At 44.3% G+C, this 21377-nt stretch carries 20 protein-coding genes; 1 reads left to right on the top strand and 19 read right to left on the bottom strand.

All coding sequences use genetic code 11. The features are described from left to right. Positions 1 to 15 precede the first annotated feature (15 nt). The 18 genes from IEY53_RS24625 to IEY53_RS24540 form a co-directional block, all read right to left on the bottom strand. Positions 16 to 1638, bottom strand: a complete 1623-nt coding sequence (locus tag IEY53_RS24625; RefSeq protein WP_189029745.1) for an ABC transporter substrate-binding protein — start codon at positions 1636 to 1638, stop codon at positions 16 to 18. 83 nt (positions 1639 to 1721) lie between these two features. Next, positions 1722 to 2618, bottom strand: a complete 897-nt coding sequence (locus IEY53_RS24620) for a carbohydrate ABC transporter permease (protein ID WP_189029744.1) — start codon at positions 2616 to 2618, stop codon at positions 1722 to 1724. A gap of 13 nt (positions 2619 to 2631) precedes the next feature. Continuing rightward, on the bottom strand, positions 2632 to 3582 hold the full coding sequence (locus IEY53_RS24615; protein WP_189029742.1) for an ABC transporter permease: 951 nt from the start codon (positions 3580 to 3582) through the stop codon (positions 2632 to 2634). A gap of 131 nt (positions 3583 to 3713) precedes the next feature. Beyond that, positions 3714 to 4682: a LacI family DNA-binding transcriptional regulator gene (locus IEY53_RS24610; RefSeq protein WP_189029740.1), complete on the bottom strand. Its 969-nt coding sequence runs from the start codon at positions 4680 to 4682 to the stop codon at positions 3714 to 3716. Between the two features lie 884 nt (positions 4683 to 5566). Then, on the bottom strand, positions 5567 to 6559 hold the full coding sequence (locus IEY53_RS24605; protein ID WP_189029738.1) for a YiiG family protein: 993 nt from the start codon (positions 6557 to 6559) through the stop codon (positions 5567 to 5569). A 222-nt stretch (positions 6560 to 6781) separates the two neighbouring features. Then, the gene (locus IEY53_RS24600) at positions 6782 to 7027 is read right to left on the bottom strand and encodes a hypothetical protein (RefSeq protein ID WP_189029736.1); all 246 of its coding nucleotides are present in this window, start codon (positions 7025 to 7027) and stop codon (positions 6782 to 6784) included. An 89-nt stretch (positions 7028 to 7116) separates the two neighbouring features. Beyond that, the gene (locus IEY53_RS24595) at positions 7117 to 7680 is read right to left on the bottom strand and encodes a GNAT family N-acetyltransferase (RefSeq protein WP_189029734.1); all 564 of its coding nucleotides are present in this window, start codon (positions 7678 to 7680) and stop codon (positions 7117 to 7119) included. A gap of 277 nt (positions 7681 to 7957) precedes the next feature. Continuing rightward, a complete protein-coding gene (locus IEY53_RS24590) occupies positions 7958 to 8776 on the bottom strand; it encodes a metal-dependent hydrolase (protein ID WP_189029732.1) in 819 nt (272 codons plus the stop codon). 246 nt (positions 8777 to 9022) lie between these two features. After that, positions 9023 to 9418, bottom strand: a complete 396-nt coding sequence (locus IEY53_RS24585) for a hypothetical protein (protein ID WP_189029730.1) — start codon at positions 9416 to 9418, stop codon at positions 9023 to 9025. Between the two features lie 201 nt (positions 9419 to 9619). Then, a complete protein-coding gene (locus IEY53_RS24580; protein ID WP_189029728.1) occupies positions 9620 to 10609 on the bottom strand; it encodes a serine hydrolase domain-containing protein in 990 nt (329 codons plus the stop codon). 195 nt (positions 10610 to 10804) lie between these two features. Continuing rightward, positions 10805 to 11146 (bottom strand): site-specific integrase, encoded by a 342-nt coding sequence (locus tag IEY53_RS24575; RefSeq protein WP_308424252.1) that lies wholly within the window; start codon positions 11144 to 11146, stop codon positions 10805 to 10807. A 268-nt stretch (positions 11147 to 11414) separates the two neighbouring features. Further along, complete coding sequence (locus IEY53_RS24570; protein ID WP_189029726.1) at positions 11415 to 12191, bottom strand: hypothetical protein; 777 nt, start codon at positions 12189 to 12191, stop codon at positions 11415 to 11417. A 126-nt stretch (positions 12192 to 12317) separates the two neighbouring features. Continuing rightward, positions 12318 to 13679, bottom strand: a complete 1362-nt coding sequence (locus IEY53_RS24565) for an MATE family efflux transporter (protein ID WP_189029724.1) — start codon at positions 13677 to 13679, stop codon at positions 12318 to 12320. A 21-nt stretch (positions 13680 to 13700) separates the two neighbouring features. Then, positions 13701 to 14360: a RibD family protein gene (locus IEY53_RS24560; RefSeq protein WP_189029722.1), complete on the bottom strand. Its 660-nt coding sequence runs from the start codon at positions 14358 to 14360 to the stop codon at positions 13701 to 13703. Between the two features lie 15 nt (positions 14361 to 14375). Continuing rightward, positions 14376 to 15521 (bottom strand): sugar ABC transporter substrate-binding protein, encoded by a 1146-nt coding sequence (locus IEY53_RS24555; protein ID WP_189029720.1) that lies wholly within the window; start codon positions 15519 to 15521, stop codon positions 14376 to 14378. Positions 15522 to 15540: 19 nt separating this feature from the next. After that, positions 15541 to 17478: an alpha-amylase family protein gene (locus IEY53_RS24550; protein ID WP_189029718.1), complete on the bottom strand. Its 1938-nt coding sequence runs from the start codon at positions 17476 to 17478 to the stop codon at positions 15541 to 15543. Positions 17479 to 17511: 33 nt separating this feature from the next. Beyond that, positions 17512 to 18588, bottom strand: a complete 1077-nt coding sequence (locus IEY53_RS24545) for a zinc-dependent alcohol dehydrogenase (protein ID WP_229696332.1) — start codon at positions 18586 to 18588, stop codon at positions 17512 to 17514. Positions 18589 to 18979: 391 nt separating this feature from the next. After that, complete coding sequence (locus tag IEY53_RS24540) at positions 18980 to 20101, bottom strand: family 10 glycosylhydrolase (RefSeq protein WP_189029716.1); 1122 nt, start codon at positions 20099 to 20101, stop codon at positions 18980 to 18982. A 195-nt stretch (positions 20102 to 20296) separates the two neighbouring features. On the opposite strand from IEY53_RS24540, the gene IEY53_RS36160 reads away from it, so the two are divergent. After that, the gene (locus tag IEY53_RS36160; protein WP_189029714.1) at positions 20297 to 20509 is read left to right on the top strand and encodes a transposase; all 213 of its coding nucleotides are present in this window, start codon (positions 20297 to 20299) and stop codon (positions 20507 to 20509) included. 389 nt (positions 20510 to 20898) lie between these two features. On the opposite strand, the gene IEY53_RS24530 is transcribed toward IEY53_RS36160, so the two are convergent. Next, positions 20899 to 21333, bottom strand: a complete 435-nt coding sequence (locus IEY53_RS24530) for a DUF6198 family protein (RefSeq protein WP_505820294.1) — start codon at positions 21331 to 21333, stop codon at positions 20899 to 20901. Positions 21334 to 21377: the final 44 nt, after the last annotated feature.

Genomic DNA, 21377 nt, shown 5'->3' with positions numbered 1-21377 from the left:
CTGCAAACCTCAGATTTATTTCTTCAAGGCTGCATTGTAACGGTCCAGGCCGGTCTGATAGATTTCCATCAGCTCCTTCAGCCCCATTTTTTCAAGTGTCTTCACGTAGTTATCCCACTCTTCATCCACACCGCCGTCAACAATGAACTTGCCTCTTTGTGTATTCACGTATTTGATCAGTGCGGGTTCAATCTGATTAATCTTATCCAGCTCGTCAGGCTCAAAGAAAATGGTTGGATAATTTTCTTTTTCCATGTAAGGATCGTAGTACTTTTTCAGATCATCGACGCGCTGCTGGGCACGGGGTTCAAGGTCAACGACAACGCCCAAATCCTGTTTGGTGATGACCCCGGGAGCACCGGCCCCAGGAGCAACCGTCTGACGAAATTCACCCGCCGATGTTCCTTCGGGCAACGGCAGTGCGACCAGTTTACCGTTATTGTCTTTTTTGTAGACCACATCCAGCGGACCCCAGTGCATCTGTGCAGCCATGTAAGGTTCATACTGCTCATCCACCCATCTCATGGTGACTTCGGGATAGCGGTTTTCCTTGGTAATAGCGAATGCGCCGTGTGCAGGGCCTCCGCCATTACCGCGTCCGATGGTCTGATCTCCATGTGGTCCTTTCAGCGGAGACAGCAGCACATAATCTTTGCCGCGGTCGGCGCCGACAACTTCTTCAATCTCCCACCATATAAAGGACCCCAATGTCTCCTCCGTTGATTTTCCCTTTGCCAGATATTGAGGCGCGTCCTGAGTAAACGATTCGGGATCGATCAATCCCTGCTTATACCACTTTTCGTTAAAATATTTCAGCGCCTCCTTGTATTCAGGCTGATTGGCCGTGAAGATCACTTTACCGTCACGGACAATGCGGTGCTCCAAGTTGTCAGGCAGGCCAAAAGCTCCGAATATTCCGGCGATATCCATACACCACTGCATATGCATGAAGCTTAATGGGATTTCATCGGCTTTGCCGTTTCCGTTCGGGTCCTGCGTTTTGAAGGCGAGCAGAGCATCCGTATATTCGTCCAGTGTCTGAGGCACGCTTAACCCCAATTTATCCAGCCAGGCTTTGTTGATGGAATGAAAAAAAGGGTTGGTCCCCAGATCGTTTTCTTCCCATGACGGCAACCCGTAAATATGCCCGTCCGGTGCCGTAATCGCGCTACGGATATCCGGTCTTTTCTCTAAGAGCGCTTTCAAGTTAGGCGCATATTGATCGATCAGATCTTCAAGCGGAATGAGGGTGCCATCTTCACCGTAATTGGCCAGTTCGTAATCGGAGAGTCCCGCGCCGTAAAATGCATCCGGCAGGTTTCCGCTGGCCAGCAGCAGGTTTTTCTTTTCCGCAAAGTCGGTATCCGGTATGTTCTCCCAATCGATATCCACATTCGTGCTCTTTTGCAGTCTTTTGAAGATTTCCATCTCGGAATAGACCGGAGCAAGAGAAGATTTCGGAGACACCATCTTAAGGGTTACCGCATTCTTGACGATCGGCAGACCGGTCTTATTGAAATTGGCAGCGTCATCCGCCTGACCTTCCTGATTCACCGCGTTTCCTCCGCCCGAGCATCCGCCCAGTGCAAATACTGCAGCCACCATTAAAATTCCTGTGCTTTTCCATACAGATTTCATTTTTGTGAACCTCCCCTTGGATGTACATCGAAAACATAACAGCATGGCAGATTGACCTCATCCTTTGCCCCGCTCACCCGGAATTATCCTTTGATGGAACCGATCATCACCCCTTTAACGAAGTATTTTTGCAGGAAGGGATATAACACGAGCAGCGGAACACTCGCAACGATAATTACTCCATACTTAATCAGCTCGGTGACCCGCATCTTCGCCGCATAGGACTCCACATCAGCCATCATTCCAGTGCTCACCTGATTTTGAACCAGGATATTCCTGAGCACGAGTTGCAGCGGATATTTGTGCTCGTCATTCAAGTAAATCAGGGCATCAAAGAAACCGTTCCAAAAACCAACCACATGATACAGCACCATGACCGCAATAATGGATTTGGATAGAGGCATGACGATACTCCAGAAAAAGCGGGTATTGGAACAGCCATCAATGGAAGCCGCTTCCCACATCTCATCTGGTATGGAGGATTGAAAAAAGGTACGCACAATAATGACGTTGAATACACCCCCGGCTCCGGGAAGAACCAGCGCCCAGATCGTGTTCAGCATATGCAGATCTTTAATCAGCAGATAAGTCGGGATCAGACCGCCGCTAAAAAACATGGTAACCAGCAGGAACCACATGATGAACGATTTGCCGAACAGGTCCTTGCGGGCCAGCGGATACGCTGCAAAGACTGTTATAGCAACTCCAATCACCGTGCCGACCACCGCATATACTATAGAATTGGCATACCCAGTCCATATTGCGGCGTCACTGAATATCCGTTCATAGCCATCCAGCGTAAAACCCTTGGGGAACAGCCAGACTTCGCCGGAATAAATCAAATCGGGATCACTGAACGAGGCATTAAGTACAAAATAAAGCGGATACAACACCAGCAGCATCACAATCGTGAGCAGGACATAATTGATGGTATCGAACCACATATCGCCTCTGGTCTTTCTTTTCAATAATGAATTCATCGCTGGTTCCCCCTTACCACAAGCTGGTTTCTGTCAATTTTCTGGCAATCCGGTTGACCGTAAAGATCAGAATGATGTTGATCAGGGAATTAAACAGCCCGACTGCGGTCGAAAAGCTGTACTGGGCCTTCTGGATCCCCATCTCGTATACATAGGTCGGAATAATATTGGAGGTGGCATAATTCAAATCGCTCTGCATCAGAAAAGCCTTTTCAAACCCGATGCTCATCATATTGCCGAGCGCCAGAATCAGCAGGATGACGATGGTTGGGAGAATCCCGGGAATGTCCACATTCCACACCCGCTTCCATTTGCTGGCCCCATCCATAACCGCCGCTTCATGAAGCTCCGGATTAATTCCCGCCAGAGAAGCCAGATAGATAATGGTGGCAAAGCCGGTCTCCTGCCAGATGCCGGACAGGATATACAGAGGACGAAACCAGCCCTCATCAGCCATAAAAAGAATAGGCTCTCCGCCGAACCAGCTGATCACGTGATTGACGATGCCGCTGTTCGGCGACAGGAATACATTCAGCATGCCGACAAGGACAACGGTGGAGATGAAATGGGGAGCATAAATTACGGTTTGCACAAATTTTTTATATCGTTTGGCGAGCATCTGGTTCAGCATAATCGCAATGATAATCGGAACCGGGAAACTAAATACAAGCGATGAAAAGCTGAGAATCACGGTATTTTTGATAATCGGCCAGAAATTATAGTCATTGAAAAAATCAACAAAATGCTTGAAGCCCACCCACTCGCTTCCCCAGATTCCCCGGCTGGCCGAGAAATCCTTGAAGGCGATTTGGATCCCGTACATCGGATAATACTTAAACAGCAGATACACTACGATGATTGGCAGTAAAAACAGATACAGTTCGTAATCACGTTTAATCCGTGTCCATAGCCTGCGGTTTGTTCTCACATGTACCGGATTGACAGCTGCGTCTCTTGATGCCATTGGCTCACTCCCCTTTTCTATAATCATGTGTCAGTTTATTCTGGAAGCGTTCTCGGATAAAATTGAAACGTTTCCAATTTTGAACGAAACGTCCCGTGGAATTGAAACGTTTCCAACTTGAAACAAAAAAATTATGTGGTCTCGCCCGGACGAAAGGTTACAGGAAGCCGGTAGGTTTCCAGATCCAGGCTTTCACCCCGGATTTTCTTATAGAGTAATTGGATCGTCATACGTGCCATCTCTTCTACAGGCTGTCTGATCGTGGATATCAGCGGGTGAAAATAAGCGTGGTCCTGAATGCCGTCGTATCCGACCACCTTTACATCCTCCGGTACCCGGATGTTCTGCTCACGTGCTCTCTCTATATACTTGGCGGCGAACATATCCGTAATGGCAAACACTCCGTCCACATCCGCATGATCTCGGAGAAACTCTCCGTAATAGATGTCATCGTCAGTCACGGGATCGGGTTTCTCGTAGACCACATAGTCCACTCCCATCGCCTTAGCTTCATCGACAAAACCTTCTCTGCGCTTCATCGTCTCACTGTAAACAGCGGTTACACTGCCCATAAAGGCCGGCTTCCGGGCCCCTGCTTTGACCAGTTCCCTGAGTGCCAATCGTCCTCCTTCATAATTATCCGAAGTTACACATGTGATTTTCTTGCTGAAATGACGGTCAATGCTCACAATCGGGATATCGGTGCTCACACTGGACTCGATATCATTGTAGGTAATTCCCACAATCCCTGCTACCTTATTTTGCTGCAGCATCTCCAGATAATACAGCTCTTTCTCCGGCTTGCCGCTGCTGTTGCACAGCATAAGCTTATAGCCTTCCCGATCCAGTTCATCTTCAATGTAGTAGGCAAGCTCCGAGAAAAAGGGATGCCAAATACTCGGAAGCAGCAGCGCTACCATTTTGGATTTTTGCATTTTAAAATTCCGGGCGACTTCATTCGGGACATAATTTAATTCCTGAATGGCCTGCTCTACTCTTCTACGCGTCTCCGGCTTCACGGCACCCGAGTTATTAATCACACGGGATACGGTTCCAACAGCTACTCCAGCCAATTGCGCTACGTCTTTAATACTTAGCATTTACTTCCCACCTTTGCTTCTGAACCCATGATAGCACCAAATTGGAAACGTTTCAACTCTTTTTTGTAAGCGCTTATATACATTAAAAAATGAGGCTTGAGTGCAGTATATATCGGCTAGGCCGTGACTGCGGGGAATGTTTGAACTTCCGGCCGCTGTTATGTTTGGATTTCCTGATTTAAACCGCTAGCTGCGGTAGAAATCCAAACATAAAGGCGGACGCATTCGCTCCTCCAGATCCAAACTTCCCCTCCGCACTTTTGCCTCTTATAGTTTTATAAGTTCACTTTATATAGGGTTTTTGTCTATATTTTCGTTAAGAGCAGAGCGTAGACACTAAAGCGTAATAACCCAATCCTTTAAGGGCCAAACCTTTATTTCCAAATCTCGGTCCCGCCATTGTAAATATTGGTTGTCCATCACATCATGGACACTAAGCGGCTGAATAAAATGAAGAGCATAATAAAAAGAGCCTGTATCCTTAAGGAAAGGGCTCTATTAAATGCATCAGGCGATTTTAACAAAACTAGCCTAACCATTGGCCTCAAATGCTGTAAAGCCACTTTATGAAGGGCTAAATGTTACAAAAAAACCGCTTCGCAAGAAGCGGCACATGTTACTTTATCTGCTTACGCAATTGTTCAACTATCGTACCCGAGGGAGCGTAACGACCAATTATGTCTAGAGATTCTTGTATAACAGCCTCAGTGTCTTATTTTCCTCCAAGTCTTTTTGAGCTTATTCTCTGTCCCTGTTTAAGTTCTAACGAATAATTCTTCAGTAAAATATTTTTCGCCTCTCTTATCCGCGTTCCATTCGCGGATAAGGCTTGTTCGTTACCGGAATTCCGTATTTGATTTCGCAGCCCCAATTGTTAGACACGCTTAATTCATTTCATTATATCGTTCGACTGCCTTGCTTAGCTTATAATTGAAATTCTCAGGTGTACCATCCGTAGTGTTCAGGAACTGGCCGTTCAGGTCAGAATCAGATACAGGTTCCTGCTTATTGATACGTTCAATGATTTTTGAAGCGGCCGCTTTTGCCTCAGTGGCTGAATCTACATAACTCCCGATACTGAAGCTGTTAATCCCTTCTTTTTGAATTCTTTTCTTGTCTTTTGAGATTGTCATGAGCGCACTCAGATCTGCGGTCATGATGTCGTATTTGGCTTTAAACTTCGTCATATCAAGCTTCAGCACATTGTCGGCTGTGATTCCCTGTTCATCCATTTCAATGGCCGTAGCCTCGGCATCTATCATGAACTTCAAGGCATTATACCTGATCTGCTGGTCTGAATCCTGGAGTTTTTGCAGTTCAGCCAGACGCTGCTCGTTACCCAATTTTTGCAAAGCCGTGAAGTATGGTTTGGCGACAGTCTCGTAAGCGAGATTGGCACTTACCAGCTTGGTATGCAGCTGTTTTCCTTTTACGAAATCATCATCCACGTAGCCTCTTGTATCATAGTAGGCTTTCATATCGTCCAGGACGGACAACAGATCTTTGATGACCGGTGTCAGTTTGGTCACTATGGGGTCTGCGTTCGCAAAAGCAGGTTGGCTTGCGGTATAACCGTTCGCTTTATCAACAGCTTCCCGCTCAGTTTCAGCAACGCCGAGCATGATGAAGCTGAAGTTCTTCTCGATTACAGGCTGTGTATCCACTCCGAACTTCTCGAAATAATGAACCATAACTTCATTGATTCTGCCTGTCATCAAGTTATTCAGCCTCACATACGCATTGTATTTATCGATTTCTTTGCTCTCAGCGGACGTAACGCCTGCAGGCGCTTGATCCACGGTGGATGTAATGGCAGAACAAGCGGACAACATTGCACCTAACATAATAATGGCAATAACGAAAGATAGCTTTCTCAAAATAGTGATTCCTCCGACTGAGTAATTTAACGTGCTTTTCTTTTGTAAGATGTTTGAATAGGATCAATGTTGATTGTGAAACACATCTGTTCAATTTTAGAATTATTTGGTGAATAGGTCTTGAGACTTGAGTAGCAAAATTGTTTAAAATTTCTTTGTCGACAATTTAAAGAAGATGTAACATGAGTATGATAAGGCCGCTCAATTTCGAACTTGATCCCATTAATCAAAAAAAGCCGCATAAAATGCGACTTTCAATAGGACGAAATCTGACAAGTGGTTAAATTGGTATCTTGCCGCAACATTGATTTCACGGCCGGATTTTTCATATTTGCGACGCGCACTGGTATCACTGGATGCTATTTTTTCTCTGATCTTGCTCCACTTATAGTCCATACTGTTCCCGCTCACTTTCGGTATGGTATTTTCTCTTTCGGATTGTATATATTCTCTTCCAAATTCTATCATGACCTTTGATATATATAGAGCCTGCGCTAATCTGCCCGTTAGTTGAATCGACTGGCTTGTTCTTATGCGTGTATCAAACTAAATTTAGTTCAGCATATAGTTTGAAACTCATCCTTTAGTATGGAGTACATTTTTAAATCCTGATGTCTCCCTTTTATGAAGAGCCCCTTTCTAATAATCCCTTCAAATGACATTTCCGCCTTTTCCATAACTCGTGCTGAACCGATATTTTCTAAATAGCATTTCGCTTGAATACGAACCAAGTCCATATTGGTAAAACCGAATTTAATAACTTTTCTTACGGCTTCCGTTGCGATACCCTTTCCCCAATAATCCGGTGATAAGGCATATCCAATTTCGGAAATTTTATGCTGTCTATCCCATGTGGCGAACTCTATTGTACCAATCAATCTACTATTTTCTTTATATTCAATACCCCAATGAACCAAGCTCTTATTGTTCAACTGGATAAGTACCCGCTCAATCGCCTCTTTTGTTTCTGTGATTGTTTTGTGAGGATTCCAAGAAGCGTACTTCGGTACTTCCTCATTAGAACAGTAATAATACATATCCTCTGCATCTTCTAATGTTATCTTTCTTAGTTTAAGTCGATTGGTCTCTAAAACTGGTAGCGCATTGAACACATCTTCCATATGAACACCCACCTCGTTTTGTATACATTGATTATAAGGGAGATAGGCCTAGTCCTCCTAAAATAATATTTAAATAAATTCCAGATCGGGTCTGTGTTTTCCTTCCTGAACAAGTTCGCACTAAACTGCCCGTTCGTATAGCTTAATAAGGCCATGACAATCTAACACTCTATTTTCTCAGTCTACAACTTTATTTTCCGAGTCTAATACTTTATTTTTCAGTCTAATAGTTTATTTTCATTTAACATTAGGCACGCCACGCCCCTACATACAACTCTTAGGGTATCCACTTCCCATCCCTAAATATAAACTGGTGGGTATTCCCCTCCCGATCCCGTGCAATAACCATTTCGTCAGACCCTACATTTTTCTCCTCTATAACTTCAAATGAAGTTTCATTTTTAGAATTTGGCACTCTATACACATCTTCGATCCCATCCTTACCAGTCTTACTTACGACGATGTCTCCCTCCATCAAAAAAATAACGTTTGAGTGCAACTGAGTATCTCCGCCCAACAGAGGTACTATCCCCCTGATGGCTCTTTGTGAATCTGTTACATCAAACCCCATTTTCCAAAAATCCGCTATTTTTTTTACCTGATATTCCCCTAACGGATAAACCTTTACAATTGCCTTCTGAGTAAGTATGAACTTATGGGGAACACTTTGCTCAATTTGCGCAAGCAATACAAGTTTAAGACCGAGATAGATGACAATAAATACAGCAAACATTGTATTTAATACCCATTTTCCTTTATATACCGTCGGAAGAATAAATATAATTACACCAAGTAACATTGGCACCCATACCGTAGGGTCTCCGAGATAAATCAATGGCAATGTATAGGCTTGTTTTGAAAGCGGATATACCAAATGTACCCCATGTCCCAGATAGTCTACGAGAATGTGCCCCAATACGCTCCCCGCGAAACATAAATACAGTTTGATATAAGAGTATTTTTTTAGAAAAAACCCTAATAAATACACTAATGGAACCATGACAAGTCCCATTACTATAATGGAATGTGACCATGGCGAAATACCACGTGGTCCTAAAAGATCGGGAAAGATACCAAAAAAGGCTGACAGTCCCAAAATGATTAACTTCCCTTTAAAAGCGAATAGTCAAACGCTACCCTTCCCCCTCATAGCTAGCTAAGTAATAGACAAATTTAGCTGATACAAAGGTTCATTTCTGTAAAGGTTCTTATTCAAAGGCTCTATTTGTTGCTTACAAGGCGTGCTAAACTGCCCTTTAGCTTAACGAAAACAAGGAGCAGCTCTGCCGTGGCAAACTGCTCCTTGTTTGAATCAACTATCGTTCTCCTTTTGCTCAATGATTTACTTTGTTTCGGACGAATCAGATTGCTCTTTATCGAGGACTTCATGGATTTTATTTGTTATCTCGTTAATGTTGCGGGAACGATATTTCAAAATAGGATTAGCCCAATATTCGGCTCCAGTTTCTTCATCACCTATTTTTACTAAATACAATGTATACGCACCCTCTGAACTCATAGCTGGATACCATCCTAAATCCAAAATTAATCCTTTCTTTTCATTTCTAAAATAGAATATATCCTCATGTAGTTCCCATACATAAGGAAATGAGTCGTCATGAAAGTCATCGGGATTAATTTCGAAAAAATGATTCCATACGACAGTCCAATCTGACGGAATATTTAATGGCACCAACTGTAGGCTCATTTTAATAACACATCCCTTAACATTCTTCATTTTCAAATATCCGTGACTTGACCAAGTTATTCTGTCCGAGGAAGCTCAATGAGGCCGCCCGATTGGTCCGCGGCGGTCTCATGATGTGTTTTCTGTGCTAACGTTCCCGGTTAGCGCAACAAGAAAGCCTGTGTCGGATGCTTTCATCCATCAATGACTCAGATTTCCAACTCCGTTAGGTTTATACCCTAAACGTCCAAACTATTGTGACAATATACATTTCAATACTAAATTCCCGAACCTTTGAATGTCTTTGATATAATCATATTCTGGTGGATTAGAATCAAGTTGGTTTAACATTCTAACTGCTACTACGTTATACTCAGGAATAACTAATACAGCATTTCCATAAAAACCAAGTGATTGATATGAACCCTTTGGAAGATCATTCCCTAGCTCAGATAAGGGACGGCTCTTGTCTTTTACCCACCAAAAAAATCCATTCCGGGGTGACGTTTCGTCAAGTTGGCTTGGAGTTACGATTGAAACAGCTTGTTCAAATATCAAACTAGGTAGTATTTGTTGACCCATATAATTTCCCTTAGTGAGATGTAAGTTTCCCCAATTGGCTAAATCTCGTGTACTTACAAATAAATTTGCCTCACCGCCTTGATGGTCTATGTAATCTTCACCAACCCACACCAATTTATCATTTTTCTCTTTTCTCCAGCCTGTATTTATAAATCCATAAGGTACAAACACTCGTTCCTTCAACACTTGTGCAAGAGATTGATCAAAGACCTTTTCAACAACCCTAATAAGTATATGAACTCCAGCATTATTGTAATTCCAGTTTGTTCCCGGCGGAAATAGTCTTATGTTTGGACTTTGTAAGCCGTGCGTGTGTGTCAAAAGATGCCGTATTGTTGTATTAATTAATACGTTTTCGTTCAGACCGTCTAAATAATCAATTACATAATCATTAATGCTTCTTATTTTCCCTTCATAGAGCGCAAGGCTAATAACAAGTCCAAGATATGTTTTGCGAATTGATGCTATATTGAATTGCGAATCATCATCAATCGATCGACTGTTAGGAGATTTATCATGATTGCCAGAATAAAACTCATTTACTATTTGATTATTTTGCATGACTAAAACCGATGATGCCGATGCAGAAATTTGATTCCTAATATCCTCAACAAAATGATTAAGTTCATTAAAAGCGTTATATGATTTAATTAAATCCATGGTATACTCCCTCCGCAGCTTTATTACATTAAACTGCCCGTTCGTTGAATAAGCGGCGGATCTCTAAAGGAGAATTCGCCTTTAACACATACTAAAAAAATCGACGATACAGTTCTCTCCGACGCCCTCCACGGAGCTGAGCATAGATTTGCGTGGTTGAAGCTTTTTCATGACCCAGCATGCCTTGGATAAAATCTAATTTACACTCAGTGGTGAAGTAATCTTCTCTTTGCTTTGAACCCTTCCCGTTTCTCTTAGTATCTGACAAGAGATCTTCAGATGAATTACATCTTCCTCCATCAAAAACTTAGGGATTTGCTTTATCCATTTTGGGCCTTGGCTACTTGGCTTCAATCGATCTGACTGCTTAGCTAAGTATTCCTTTAGCAGATTCAGAGTTACCTCGGAAATATCTATATTCCCGAGATATGTAACCAGCATCCTGAGCTGTAGAGCATATGCATTCAGTGTATTTGGACTAAACCCCTCGATTCGTTTGTCCGCTTCATAATGAAGCCAAAGTTCGCTTAAAATCATAATAAAACCTCCTACTAGAGCAATTAATTCTAGTTTGCTTCAAATAGGAGGCATTCATCCCTAGTTTGCTTTTCAGCTCCTGGTAGATACGGCCATACAGCTTCCGCCGCAGCGCCGAATGAAACACGGCAAGCATCAGGGTTACTACGATCAGCGCGGCGGGTACCAGATACAAGACGGGATGGTCCACGAAAAATCCGAAAACATCATAGTCCCGGTGATATAGCGTCCATAGATTAGTATTATGATACGGTTCACCGTGCTGTTTCTATCGGCAAGTTAGATTAGCCAAGCGCCGTATCTCATCGCTTAACCTTTGATTGACTGGATACACTTCTTCTATGAAATTTAAAATGCGGAGTGCCGATTCGGGAACATGATCATATCCCTGAATCATGTCTCCGATGATTTCCGCAAAACGGGGGTATCTCTTCTCTAACCGCCTCTCATTCCCGAATGGGTCGGGAAAGTAATCCTCCTCCTGTTCCAGTAGATGGAGCACGGATAGAATCCTGTCTATAGCGTAGCCTTGAATAAACCTCGTAGCGGATAGGCGTTCTCCTCTGGCATAGCGGCAGAGCCCTACGTATAGATTGGTTAACGCTTCGTTCAAAGGAAAGTCCAAGGAATCATTTTTGGGGCTGGGGATCGGACGTACAGGTTTGGCGATTTCCGTATTGCCATACATCGAATCCTTCCATATGACCCGTCCTTCCGTATAGGCGGCGTCCGTCAGCTCCCATTCCTCAAATACAGCATATTCCCCGAAAATTCCGTCCTCGAACAATACCTTGTACCCGTCAGCCGTATTCTTAAATGAATAGGCAAGAGGGTGTGCTCCTTCGAGCCAATCCAATCGGTCGATAAATCTGTTTTTCTCCCCCGGTTTCACAATAACAAAGAAATCTAAATCTGAATATTCATCCATTCGTTCTATCTCGACCCCAACGGAACCAACGCCTAATAATAAAAGAGCTCCCCCCATACGTTCAAGCGATTTGCCGATCTCGTCCAGCCGCTGTAACAACAATTCTGTTCTCAGCATACGAACCCTCCCCAGGTTTTGAATGCAAAAAGGGTCCAACCCACTTCTCAGCGAGGTTGAACCCGAAGGTTACATTGCCTTTATTATTCTATCGTTAAGTTATCACGTATTAATTGTTGCTGTCAATTACGCAGAGATTTCAGCGACCAAATTTTTCATCCATTTCCTGGAGTGAATTCGGGCCAATCCGATGCTAAGCCTGACCACCTCTTCCATCGACAAGATCATATAAACCATAAACACAGGCTGTTTCCAGACAAATGACATTAATAATCCGGAAGGGACACCGATCAGCCATGTCGCTGAAGCCTCCATTGCAAATACAAACTTGCTGTCACCGCCGCTGTTGAGAATGCCGCCTGCCAATATCATGTTGGCAACCTTTACCCATAGAAACGCAGCGAATACCCACACTAGACGGGTTCCCATGAGATGAGCTTCATCTGACACCTGAAAGATGGAAACATATAAAGGGGCAAATAAGGCAATCAATACACCTATCCCAAGGGATACAACAATCCCCAGCTTAATGAACCGCTTCGAAAAATCCAGTGCCGCGTCCTGCTCGTCGGCCCCTAGCTTATTCCCAATCATAATACCGGCCGCGCTGGAGAGCCCGGATAATAATCCGATACTTAAGCTCTGGAGCGGATAGGTTATCGTCATCGCGGTTATTTCTGCAGTTCCCATACGGCTGTAAATAATCGCATATACTGTTTCACCCAGCACCCAAATCAGCTCGGTCAATACGATCGGATAGGTGGTGCGAAGGAACTTCCCCATCAGTGTTCTGGAAACCCCGAACCAATCACGAATATGGGTTGCTCCCGGAAGGCGAAGCTTGTAGGCAGCCGCAATAATGAAGCAGCATTCAAATAAACGGGCGATAAGTGTAGAAACTGCTGCTCCTTTTACACCCCATTCCGGAAAACCAAAGTTACCGAAGATTAGCAGATAGTTCAGTATAATGTTCATACATACAGCAACGATGCTGGTCATCATAGGGAGCTTTACATGTCCTGTAGCACGCAATATAGCGGAAAATATCATCGTCAGCATGACAGGAATATAGCTCAGTGAGGTGACTTTCAGAAAACCGGCCCCCTCTGTGATCAGCCGCTGGTCCTTGGTAAATAGGCTGAGACTGAATTGCGGGAAGAAATGAATAGGCAACGTAAAAATAATGGAGATGCCCATACCAAAAAGCAAACCCAATCCCAGTAGTTGTGCAGTGCTTTTCTCATCCTTCTTTCCCCAGAACTGCGCGGCATAAATGGATACTCCTGTAGCCAGCCCTGCCAATACTACAGTTATGATCCCGTATATTTTTATGGAAATCCCTACAGAAGCAACGGCCACATCGCCGAGCTGTCCGACCATCAGCTGATCGGTTAAGGTTAGCAGTGCCATAATCAGGCTTTGCAGGGTTACAGGAATTGCAATTGTATAGATTTTGCTATAAAAATCCGCCTTTGAATCTTTTAACATTAGCAGGGCCTCCCATCGCTGTTAAACAGCCTTCTGATAACGAAGCAGTGTATAGTTTTTGTTCGGGAGAACTTCGACAACTTTGAATTTCTTCACGAAGTCCAGGTCATTATATCCCGTGCCGTCTACAAGCGTGATATTGGTCACGCCTCCGATGATAATCGGCAGCTGCATGATAATGATCTCATCAACTAAATCCTGGTCCAATACATTCCAATTAAGAAATCCGCCGCCTTCTACCATAATACTGTGTACATTATAGTTATCTTCCAATTCACGAAACAGCTTCGCAAAATCCACTTTGTCCTGCCCGCAGATTAACACATCTTTATTCCTATCCTTCAAAATACTTATCATTTCCGGATTCTTGCCGTTTTCAGTGGTAACGATCAGCGTTCTGCCGTCGTCAGCAAGGACATGGCTGTCCAACGAAATATCCATATGTGTTGTGGGAATAATCCGCAGCGGGTTATTATTCTCCTCATACCGGTTTGTCAGCATCGGATCATCATATTGAATTGTATTTTTACCTACCATGATAGCGTCAATTAAACCCCTGAATTTATGAATGTATTTAATATCGGGTTCCTCAAACATACTGAATAACTGTTTGCTGGACTTCCCGGCGCCCAAAGTAAGTTTGCCGTCGATCGACACTTGGCTAAAAATAGTGGTTTTCATGGTTCTCCCTCTTCTCTATAAAGTTTGTTGAATGATGCTGCTGTTCACATGCTCTTTCATTAACCTCATTATTCTCCCGGCGTCTTCATCTGATAAATGTTGTAGGCCAACGGCCATGGCATCCCAGATATTCCGCATAACCGGCTCAATGGGCATGTTACGCGCATTTTCAAGGCAGGTAATTAGTTTAGCCCTGGCCGGTGAGGCGGTAGCCCTGATGTCATCCAATACACGGGAATGTACTGGAATTCGCTGCACCTGCTCTGCCCATTCCATTTGACTGCTTTCATTCAGCAGATACGCCGCGAAAGACAGAAGCTCGTCCGCTTGCTCCGATTCCAGCGATTGTTGCGGAAAGACCAGACCGATAGATGAAGCCATGGAGACCGCCGGATTGCCATTAATCGCCGGCAGCGCACCTACAAGCAGTCTGTCTCTCATTTGAAGGTCCAAATAATTGTAAATCCATTCCCCGCAAAGGATCGCTCCAATCTCTCCGGCGATAAAACGGTCCAGGAGTTCAGTTGAACCGTGAAAACTGCCGAGTACCTCTTGGGCAACTTGCCGCTGAACGAACCGCAGGGCCGCATCCATTTCAAAAGATGCCAGATTGGGTTCCCCCTCCTTCAATGGCCAGCCTCCAAATGCGGTCAAAAACGGGATGAAGTAATACGGGTCCGCCAGATCGGAAGCGACCGGAACAATTCCTTTAGCTATTAACGCCTCTGCCTGCTCTTCAATCGTTTCCCAGGAAGAGGGAGCTTCCGGGTAGATTTCCGAATTGCAATATAGAACCAAATGATTGCCTTTTAGAATAGGAATCCCATACTGCCGGCCGTTGGACCGCATGGAGTAACGGATATTCAAATCAGAAAAGCCGGACATGGACCAGAATTTCTCGGGAATCTCCGAATACATGGCGGCTTCCCCGTAACCAGCCATATCTGCCGGTACCAGAGCCATTTGCGGTATAGCCCCGCCGGTTTTTATCTGCTGCAAGCGGGCGGTCAGTATGGAGATATTCATGACTTCCGGAATAACGGGAACTCCGAATTTAGAGGTATAGGCACGACAGAGCTGCTCCAATACCTCTATGGATGTATCTCCCTTCCCATCGAATTCATGCCAGATATTCAGTTGATATGAAGTTTGTTTGTTCATAGCTGCCCTTCCTCCCTCGTCATTTGATTAGGTCCATAAAAAGTACCAGAGCTTGATAGGGCCGCATTTCATAGGTCCCATCGTAGCTGTGCTTATTCCAACCCCCCTGTTCGCTTTCCAGCAGCAGACTTGTCTTTTTATGGCCCGGATAGATAAGCCTAGTCCTCAAGGTTTGCTCTTGATCCGGGTTCAAATTAAAACAAGCGCTGAACAGTTCATCTTTCAAATAGTAAGAGTAAATCAAAATATCGCCTTGTGAATCGGAAAGATAGAAGTTCGCAGGCTTCAGCAGATTAGCGTATTGTCGCTTCATCTGCTGCAATTGCTCCAGAAGCGGCAGTAATGTTGATTCACTAGCCCAGTGGATGGCCATGGTATTGAAAAAAGCTTTGGGAATATCCGCACCGCCGGTATTATCCCCGAGACCGCAATTGAGGGGCTGCTCCTCATAAACTTCCATTCCTGTAGTCAGATAGGGAATCCCGTTCGGCAGGAAATAATTGAATACCGTCATAAGCCGGGCCAGTTCTGTCCCGCCCCGGCTTGTAATGCGTGGGGTATCCGCCGTCTCCGAGCAGGCAAACACATGAATCTGCAGTTCCGGAAGTTCCCGCAAGTAATCCTGCAAACGTTCGACACGGATATCGGTCATGATATTCCAGCCGCTGCCTAACATCACATTGTATCCGGTTTTTGCCGCTTCCCGGTGATTGCGGTTGAATAAATCCTCGCTGATTAGAATCGCTGTTGGCTTTATCTCTTTGATCACCTTAAACATAGATTGCAGCAAGGGGACGGGGAGCGTGTGTCCAATATCTATCCGGAAACCATCAATGTTATAAGTTTTCAGTTGGAAGCTAGCGGCCTCTATTAGCGTGTCCCATAATTCCCGATTCGGCTCTTCTCCCGGGTAAACATTGCACTTGATCGTATCGAAGAGCACATATGGGGGTTGACCCTCAGGCAGATAAGGCCGGACCAATGGCGAAGGGTCCTTGTACAGACGAAAAAAGGAAATATCCGTCCAGATCGGCTGAACATCATTAATCCAATCCGAATGGGCGGGGGCCGGCGTAATGCCCATCTCATGTTCGATCAATGGCAATAGGGACTCGCCGGACGCAAGTGCACGTTTTTTGAGGTCATTCCAAAGTCTTAAGTCCAGTTCATTCGGCGGCAGACGGAAGTGGTTCAGAAAAGATAAGGTTTCCTTACTGCGGTAAATGGTTTCCAGTCTGTCAGGTGTACACTCTGCGAAGAATTCCAATTCAGCAATTTGCGGGGGCTGGAATCCGGGCAGCGCGTTAACATCAATCCAATAAAACCATTCCGGGTGTTCTGCTATAAAAACATTGTCTCTTGCACTCACCCGGGGGATTAAATCCAGCACAACTTTGATGTCCAGCAGATGGCAGGCCTCAACCAAGGTCGCCAACTCATCATGGATGGTCAAGTTCTCCATGCCGTCCAGCAATGAATCATGTAAATTCTCATCCAAATCAAACAGGCTATAAACCGCATACGGTGAACCAATATCCCCCTTAAGATTCAAATTGCTGTACCGGGTAACAGGCAGCAGATAAAGGATATTAACATTCATTTTTTTTAGTATTGGCAACAAAATCATAAATTTCAGGAATGTTCCGGATTGGATATTCCCGGTATGAGTATAATCCCAGGCTGAAGAATAACGGAGCAAGGAGCAATAGATGACACTATCATCTAAATCTGCCTGGACGATATGCGCATAATCTGAAGACAACTCAAGCAAGTACTGCAGATGTTTAACCATAAATCTTGCCGGTTCAACAAGAATTTCGCCATCCTTGATATCCAATGCCGATACATAGCCGCACTCGTTCCACAATGCGGGTATCCAGATTGGGTCCATTTTTTGAAATCGGCAGCCAGCAAAATATTCAAGCATCCGGTTTACTCTCTTGTTAGGTCTGATCATCAAATGTATCTCCTTTGTAAGGGTCTTTATTTTTCAGAAAACAAAGGCCGATTTCAAAACTGGATACTCCAAAGAAACCTTAGAATTTGTCCTATTTTCCAGCAACTCCTGAATTGCCGTCTCGAATTGATTCAAACTATACTTATGTGTAATCAGAGCAGATACCTCCGGAACGTCTTTCGCAAACTGCAAGGCATCCTCAAAGGTGTTCAGATATTCGCCGGCTCCCAGCAGCCGTACTGCATTCTGGGTATAAAAAGTAGGGGAAATGGTGTACTGGTATTTTCCGTTTATCCCGAAGGGAATGATCGTACCGCCGCGCTCCACCCACCGCTCCGCTATCTCCATCTGGGTGCCCACCGCATCAATTACGATGTCAAATTTCTTATCCCCCAAAATGCGGGACACCCGCTCTGCGGTCAGCTCCTCCGGCGGGCAGGCATAGTCAGAGAATTGCTTTGCTTTGGCCAGTCGCCCTGTATTGATTTCTATCGAAACAGTGGTGCACCCCATGCGTTTAGCAACAATTTGACATAATAGTCCCATGGGTCCGGAACCAAGGATTAACACCGAGTTTCCTTCCCGGACTCTGCTTTCCCGGAAGTTATGCAGAACGCAGGCGAGGGGTTCAGTGGCCAATGCCGCTTCCCAACTCATCTGCTCAGGTAATTTGTGTAAATACTTTTCTTCTGCAACGAACCATGGCGCAAAAGTTCCATTTTTATTCAATCCGGCAATCGGCATACCTTGTCCATCCGTTCCTGTGCAGAGATGCTGTTTGCCTTGAAGGCAGAACCTGCATTTGCCGCAGTTGTGGTTGGGATCAATAACTACTCTGTCGCCTGCTTTCAACCCTATTACATTTCTCCCGGTTTCAATGACCGTCCCTACGGCTTCATGACCACGTATCACTCCAGGAACACCGGGTTCCTTACCTGTGATCACTGCCAGATCCGTTCCGCAAATGCCCGTCATTTGGATCTTCACTTTTACATCAGTTTCCAGCGTGATAACCGGGGTGTCTAATTCGGACAGATTCAGCCTCTGAGAATTCCATACTAATGCCGGCATCTTACGCGATTCTGCACATTCAGCATGTTCTGATTTCATTGCTCATACCCCTTTCTTCTTTCACAGCAACTTTCCCCTTACATCCCCTTACTTTTCCTTTCATTTCTTTTCATTTAAATGCAAAACATCTCCTTTAGTTCTGAATAGCGATACTTCGAGCCTGTGCAAACGTTTGTACAACTGCATTTTTAATGCTAACACATTATTTTGAAAATGTAAGGGGAACTTTGTCGAATATTGGTAATAATCGTATTTTTTTCAATTTAACAAAAAAACGGCCCTTGCGGACCGTATCGGATAAGTGCATTATTCACTTTCCACAACTTCAGTTGACTGATTTATCATACTACAAATCGCCATAATTTCCGGTATACAGACATCTGATTCAGTCAGATCCTGCAAAGGAGGTTTTAGATGCTTCAGCTCTTTACTACCAGCTTGCGCGCTTATTGATATTCTTCATATCATTATTCGTCCACTTGCCATAAACGAAAAAAGCCAGGTTTGAAATGTCAGGGAAGCTGGAGCGAATCCCCTGGTGTACGTCATGATACTGTGCATCGGTCCAATCGGTATCCAACGCGGCTATAATTTCGGCATTGCCAATTTTTTGCCGGGTCTGGCTTAGTATACCTTCGCTGTCATACACCCAGCTTTGAGGAAAATCCCAATCGTCGAAATATGCCATCGGAGAAATTAAATCCATGTATGGCATAAATTTCGCGGCATCCTGTCCAACTTCCACAAACTCCGGCGGCAGAATATAAGCCCCGAAAAAGAGTTCTGGCGTAATACCCTCCAAATCGCTTCTCACATCACGTACATACTCCCCAAGCTTGGTCGTTCTCCACTCGTTCCATTCCTCCCGCTTCGCATTATCCGAAGCAAAGTCAATGGTAATTGGATCATAGCCGTATTGATTTTGATACTGAGTTCTCGTGTAGTTCCCCATATCCATGTTGTAATCGTCAAAGCGGAGCCAGTCCAGGACAATGCCATCAACATCATAATTTGCAGCAACTTCTTTGATGATGGAGCGCTCATAAGCTTGCACATCAGGATGGAGCGGATTCACAAAATATTCATTGCCATTGGAGCCTGTAAAAGGTTTCACCTGGCCGTCCACAAGCGCGCGCATCTGCCACTCGCTGTTCTTGTCGAAGGCCGCCCGGTCGTGAAACTGCGGAATCCATGCCCTCACCTGAATATTCTTTTTATGTGCCTCAGCAATAACATCCTTGACGGCGTCAAAATTAGCGTATCCAGCAGCGATCGGCGCAATCTTGCTCTTATAATATACATAACCCGATGGAACCGCCTCATCCTCATCCTGCTTTACACTCAAATTGATGACGGAAATCTTGTTCTTTGCCGCATTGTTCACGAAGCTGACAACATCATTATGGTTTTTGAAATTGGCGCCCGTCCGCACGATAATCTCGGATACGAAAGGCCCTGTTTGGGCAGCTGTTGTCTGGGCCGGAACGCTCATCATAAAGCTCAGGAGCAGCACGGACAGGGCCAGCAGCAAAGCCCGTTTACTTTTCTTCAAAAATATCACCTCTTTCTTATTCGATGTTGTATAACAGAACAAGCTGGAACTACACTCTATTATGACGTGGACACTGGTAATATTCTATATACATCCATATTCTATTTTTTAGTTAGCCGCAGATTGGATGTGTAATTGGTAATGTCCCCTTTAAGTAGACACTCCTAAAAAACTTGTGTTAACATGAGGAAATGAGTGAACTTGGAGGGGATAAAGGGGCAGGTATTTCTATCGTACACGGAAGAATTCAAAATGAAGGCCATTCAGTTGTATCTGACTGGGTCGGAGAGTTATAAAGTAGTCGCAGAGAGGTTGGGGATTCGTAACTGCACCCAGCTTAAAGTATGGGTAGGGAAATATCAAAACGGAGAGCACTCGATACACGTAAGGGCTCATCAAGCCCTATGAAAGGACGTCCACGTACGTCGTTTCCGAGCATTGCCTTGACCGGAACCAGAATCGAACGGAACACCAGGCATAAGAATGTCCTGGCGTACCTGGCGTACCTATCGGCCCGCGGCCTTAACTTGCTCAAGCAGCTAACCCGTTATCAACAGTTTGCGTCTCCTTGATAACAAGCTCCTTTCCCCGCCGTCCATGAATTGTTGCGCTGGTCACAGTAACTACTCCACCACAGCCAACAATTATTCTCATTTGGAGAACAGCTCAAAAGTATCTTCAGCCTCAACGATGAGTGAGGTTCTGATCTTTTAAATAAAAAAAGATCGCATAGCTCTCATTACTTCATGAGATCCATGCGATCTTCCCTCGTTCTCTCCTCTGAAGGCATCAATCTTCTAAACTCTTCTTTTCTTATCAAATAGCAGCTTTTCGACTAACAAAGTTCCCGGACCTGTTAGAATAAAGGCTATGACAGTTCCAATGCCCACTATACCCCCAAAAAAGAATCCGGTGCTTAAAAAGACAGCATCTACGCCTATTCTGCCGATATCGTACCTTAATCCAAATTTGGACTCTGTATATCGCAAAATAGCATCTATAGCATACATACCATTGCCAAATTTCATCAACAAAACATAAGTTATAGAGAAACAAAAGTTAGCCGCTATTACTATTATTAATTTTATAAATAAAGATAAATCATGCAATTCCAGATCTGCAATGAATGGATGAATAAAATTAATAAATGGCCCTACAAAAAAAGAATATATAATTGAAGAAAAACCTATATGTTTACGATTTAATAAAAGACCAACTATATAAACCGCAATTAAGTTTATAACTTGATAAGTAGACGATCAATCGTTTCCAACGG

The sequence above is a fragment of the Paenibacillus albidus genome, assembly GCF_014644435.1.
GTDB classification, from domain to species: Bacteria; Bacillota; Bacilli; order Paenibacillales; family Paenibacillaceae; genus Paenibacillus_AQ; species Paenibacillus_AQ albidus.
Note: the sequence above shows the minus strand (reverse complement) of the source record. Positions and strands in the feature narration are given on the sequence as shown.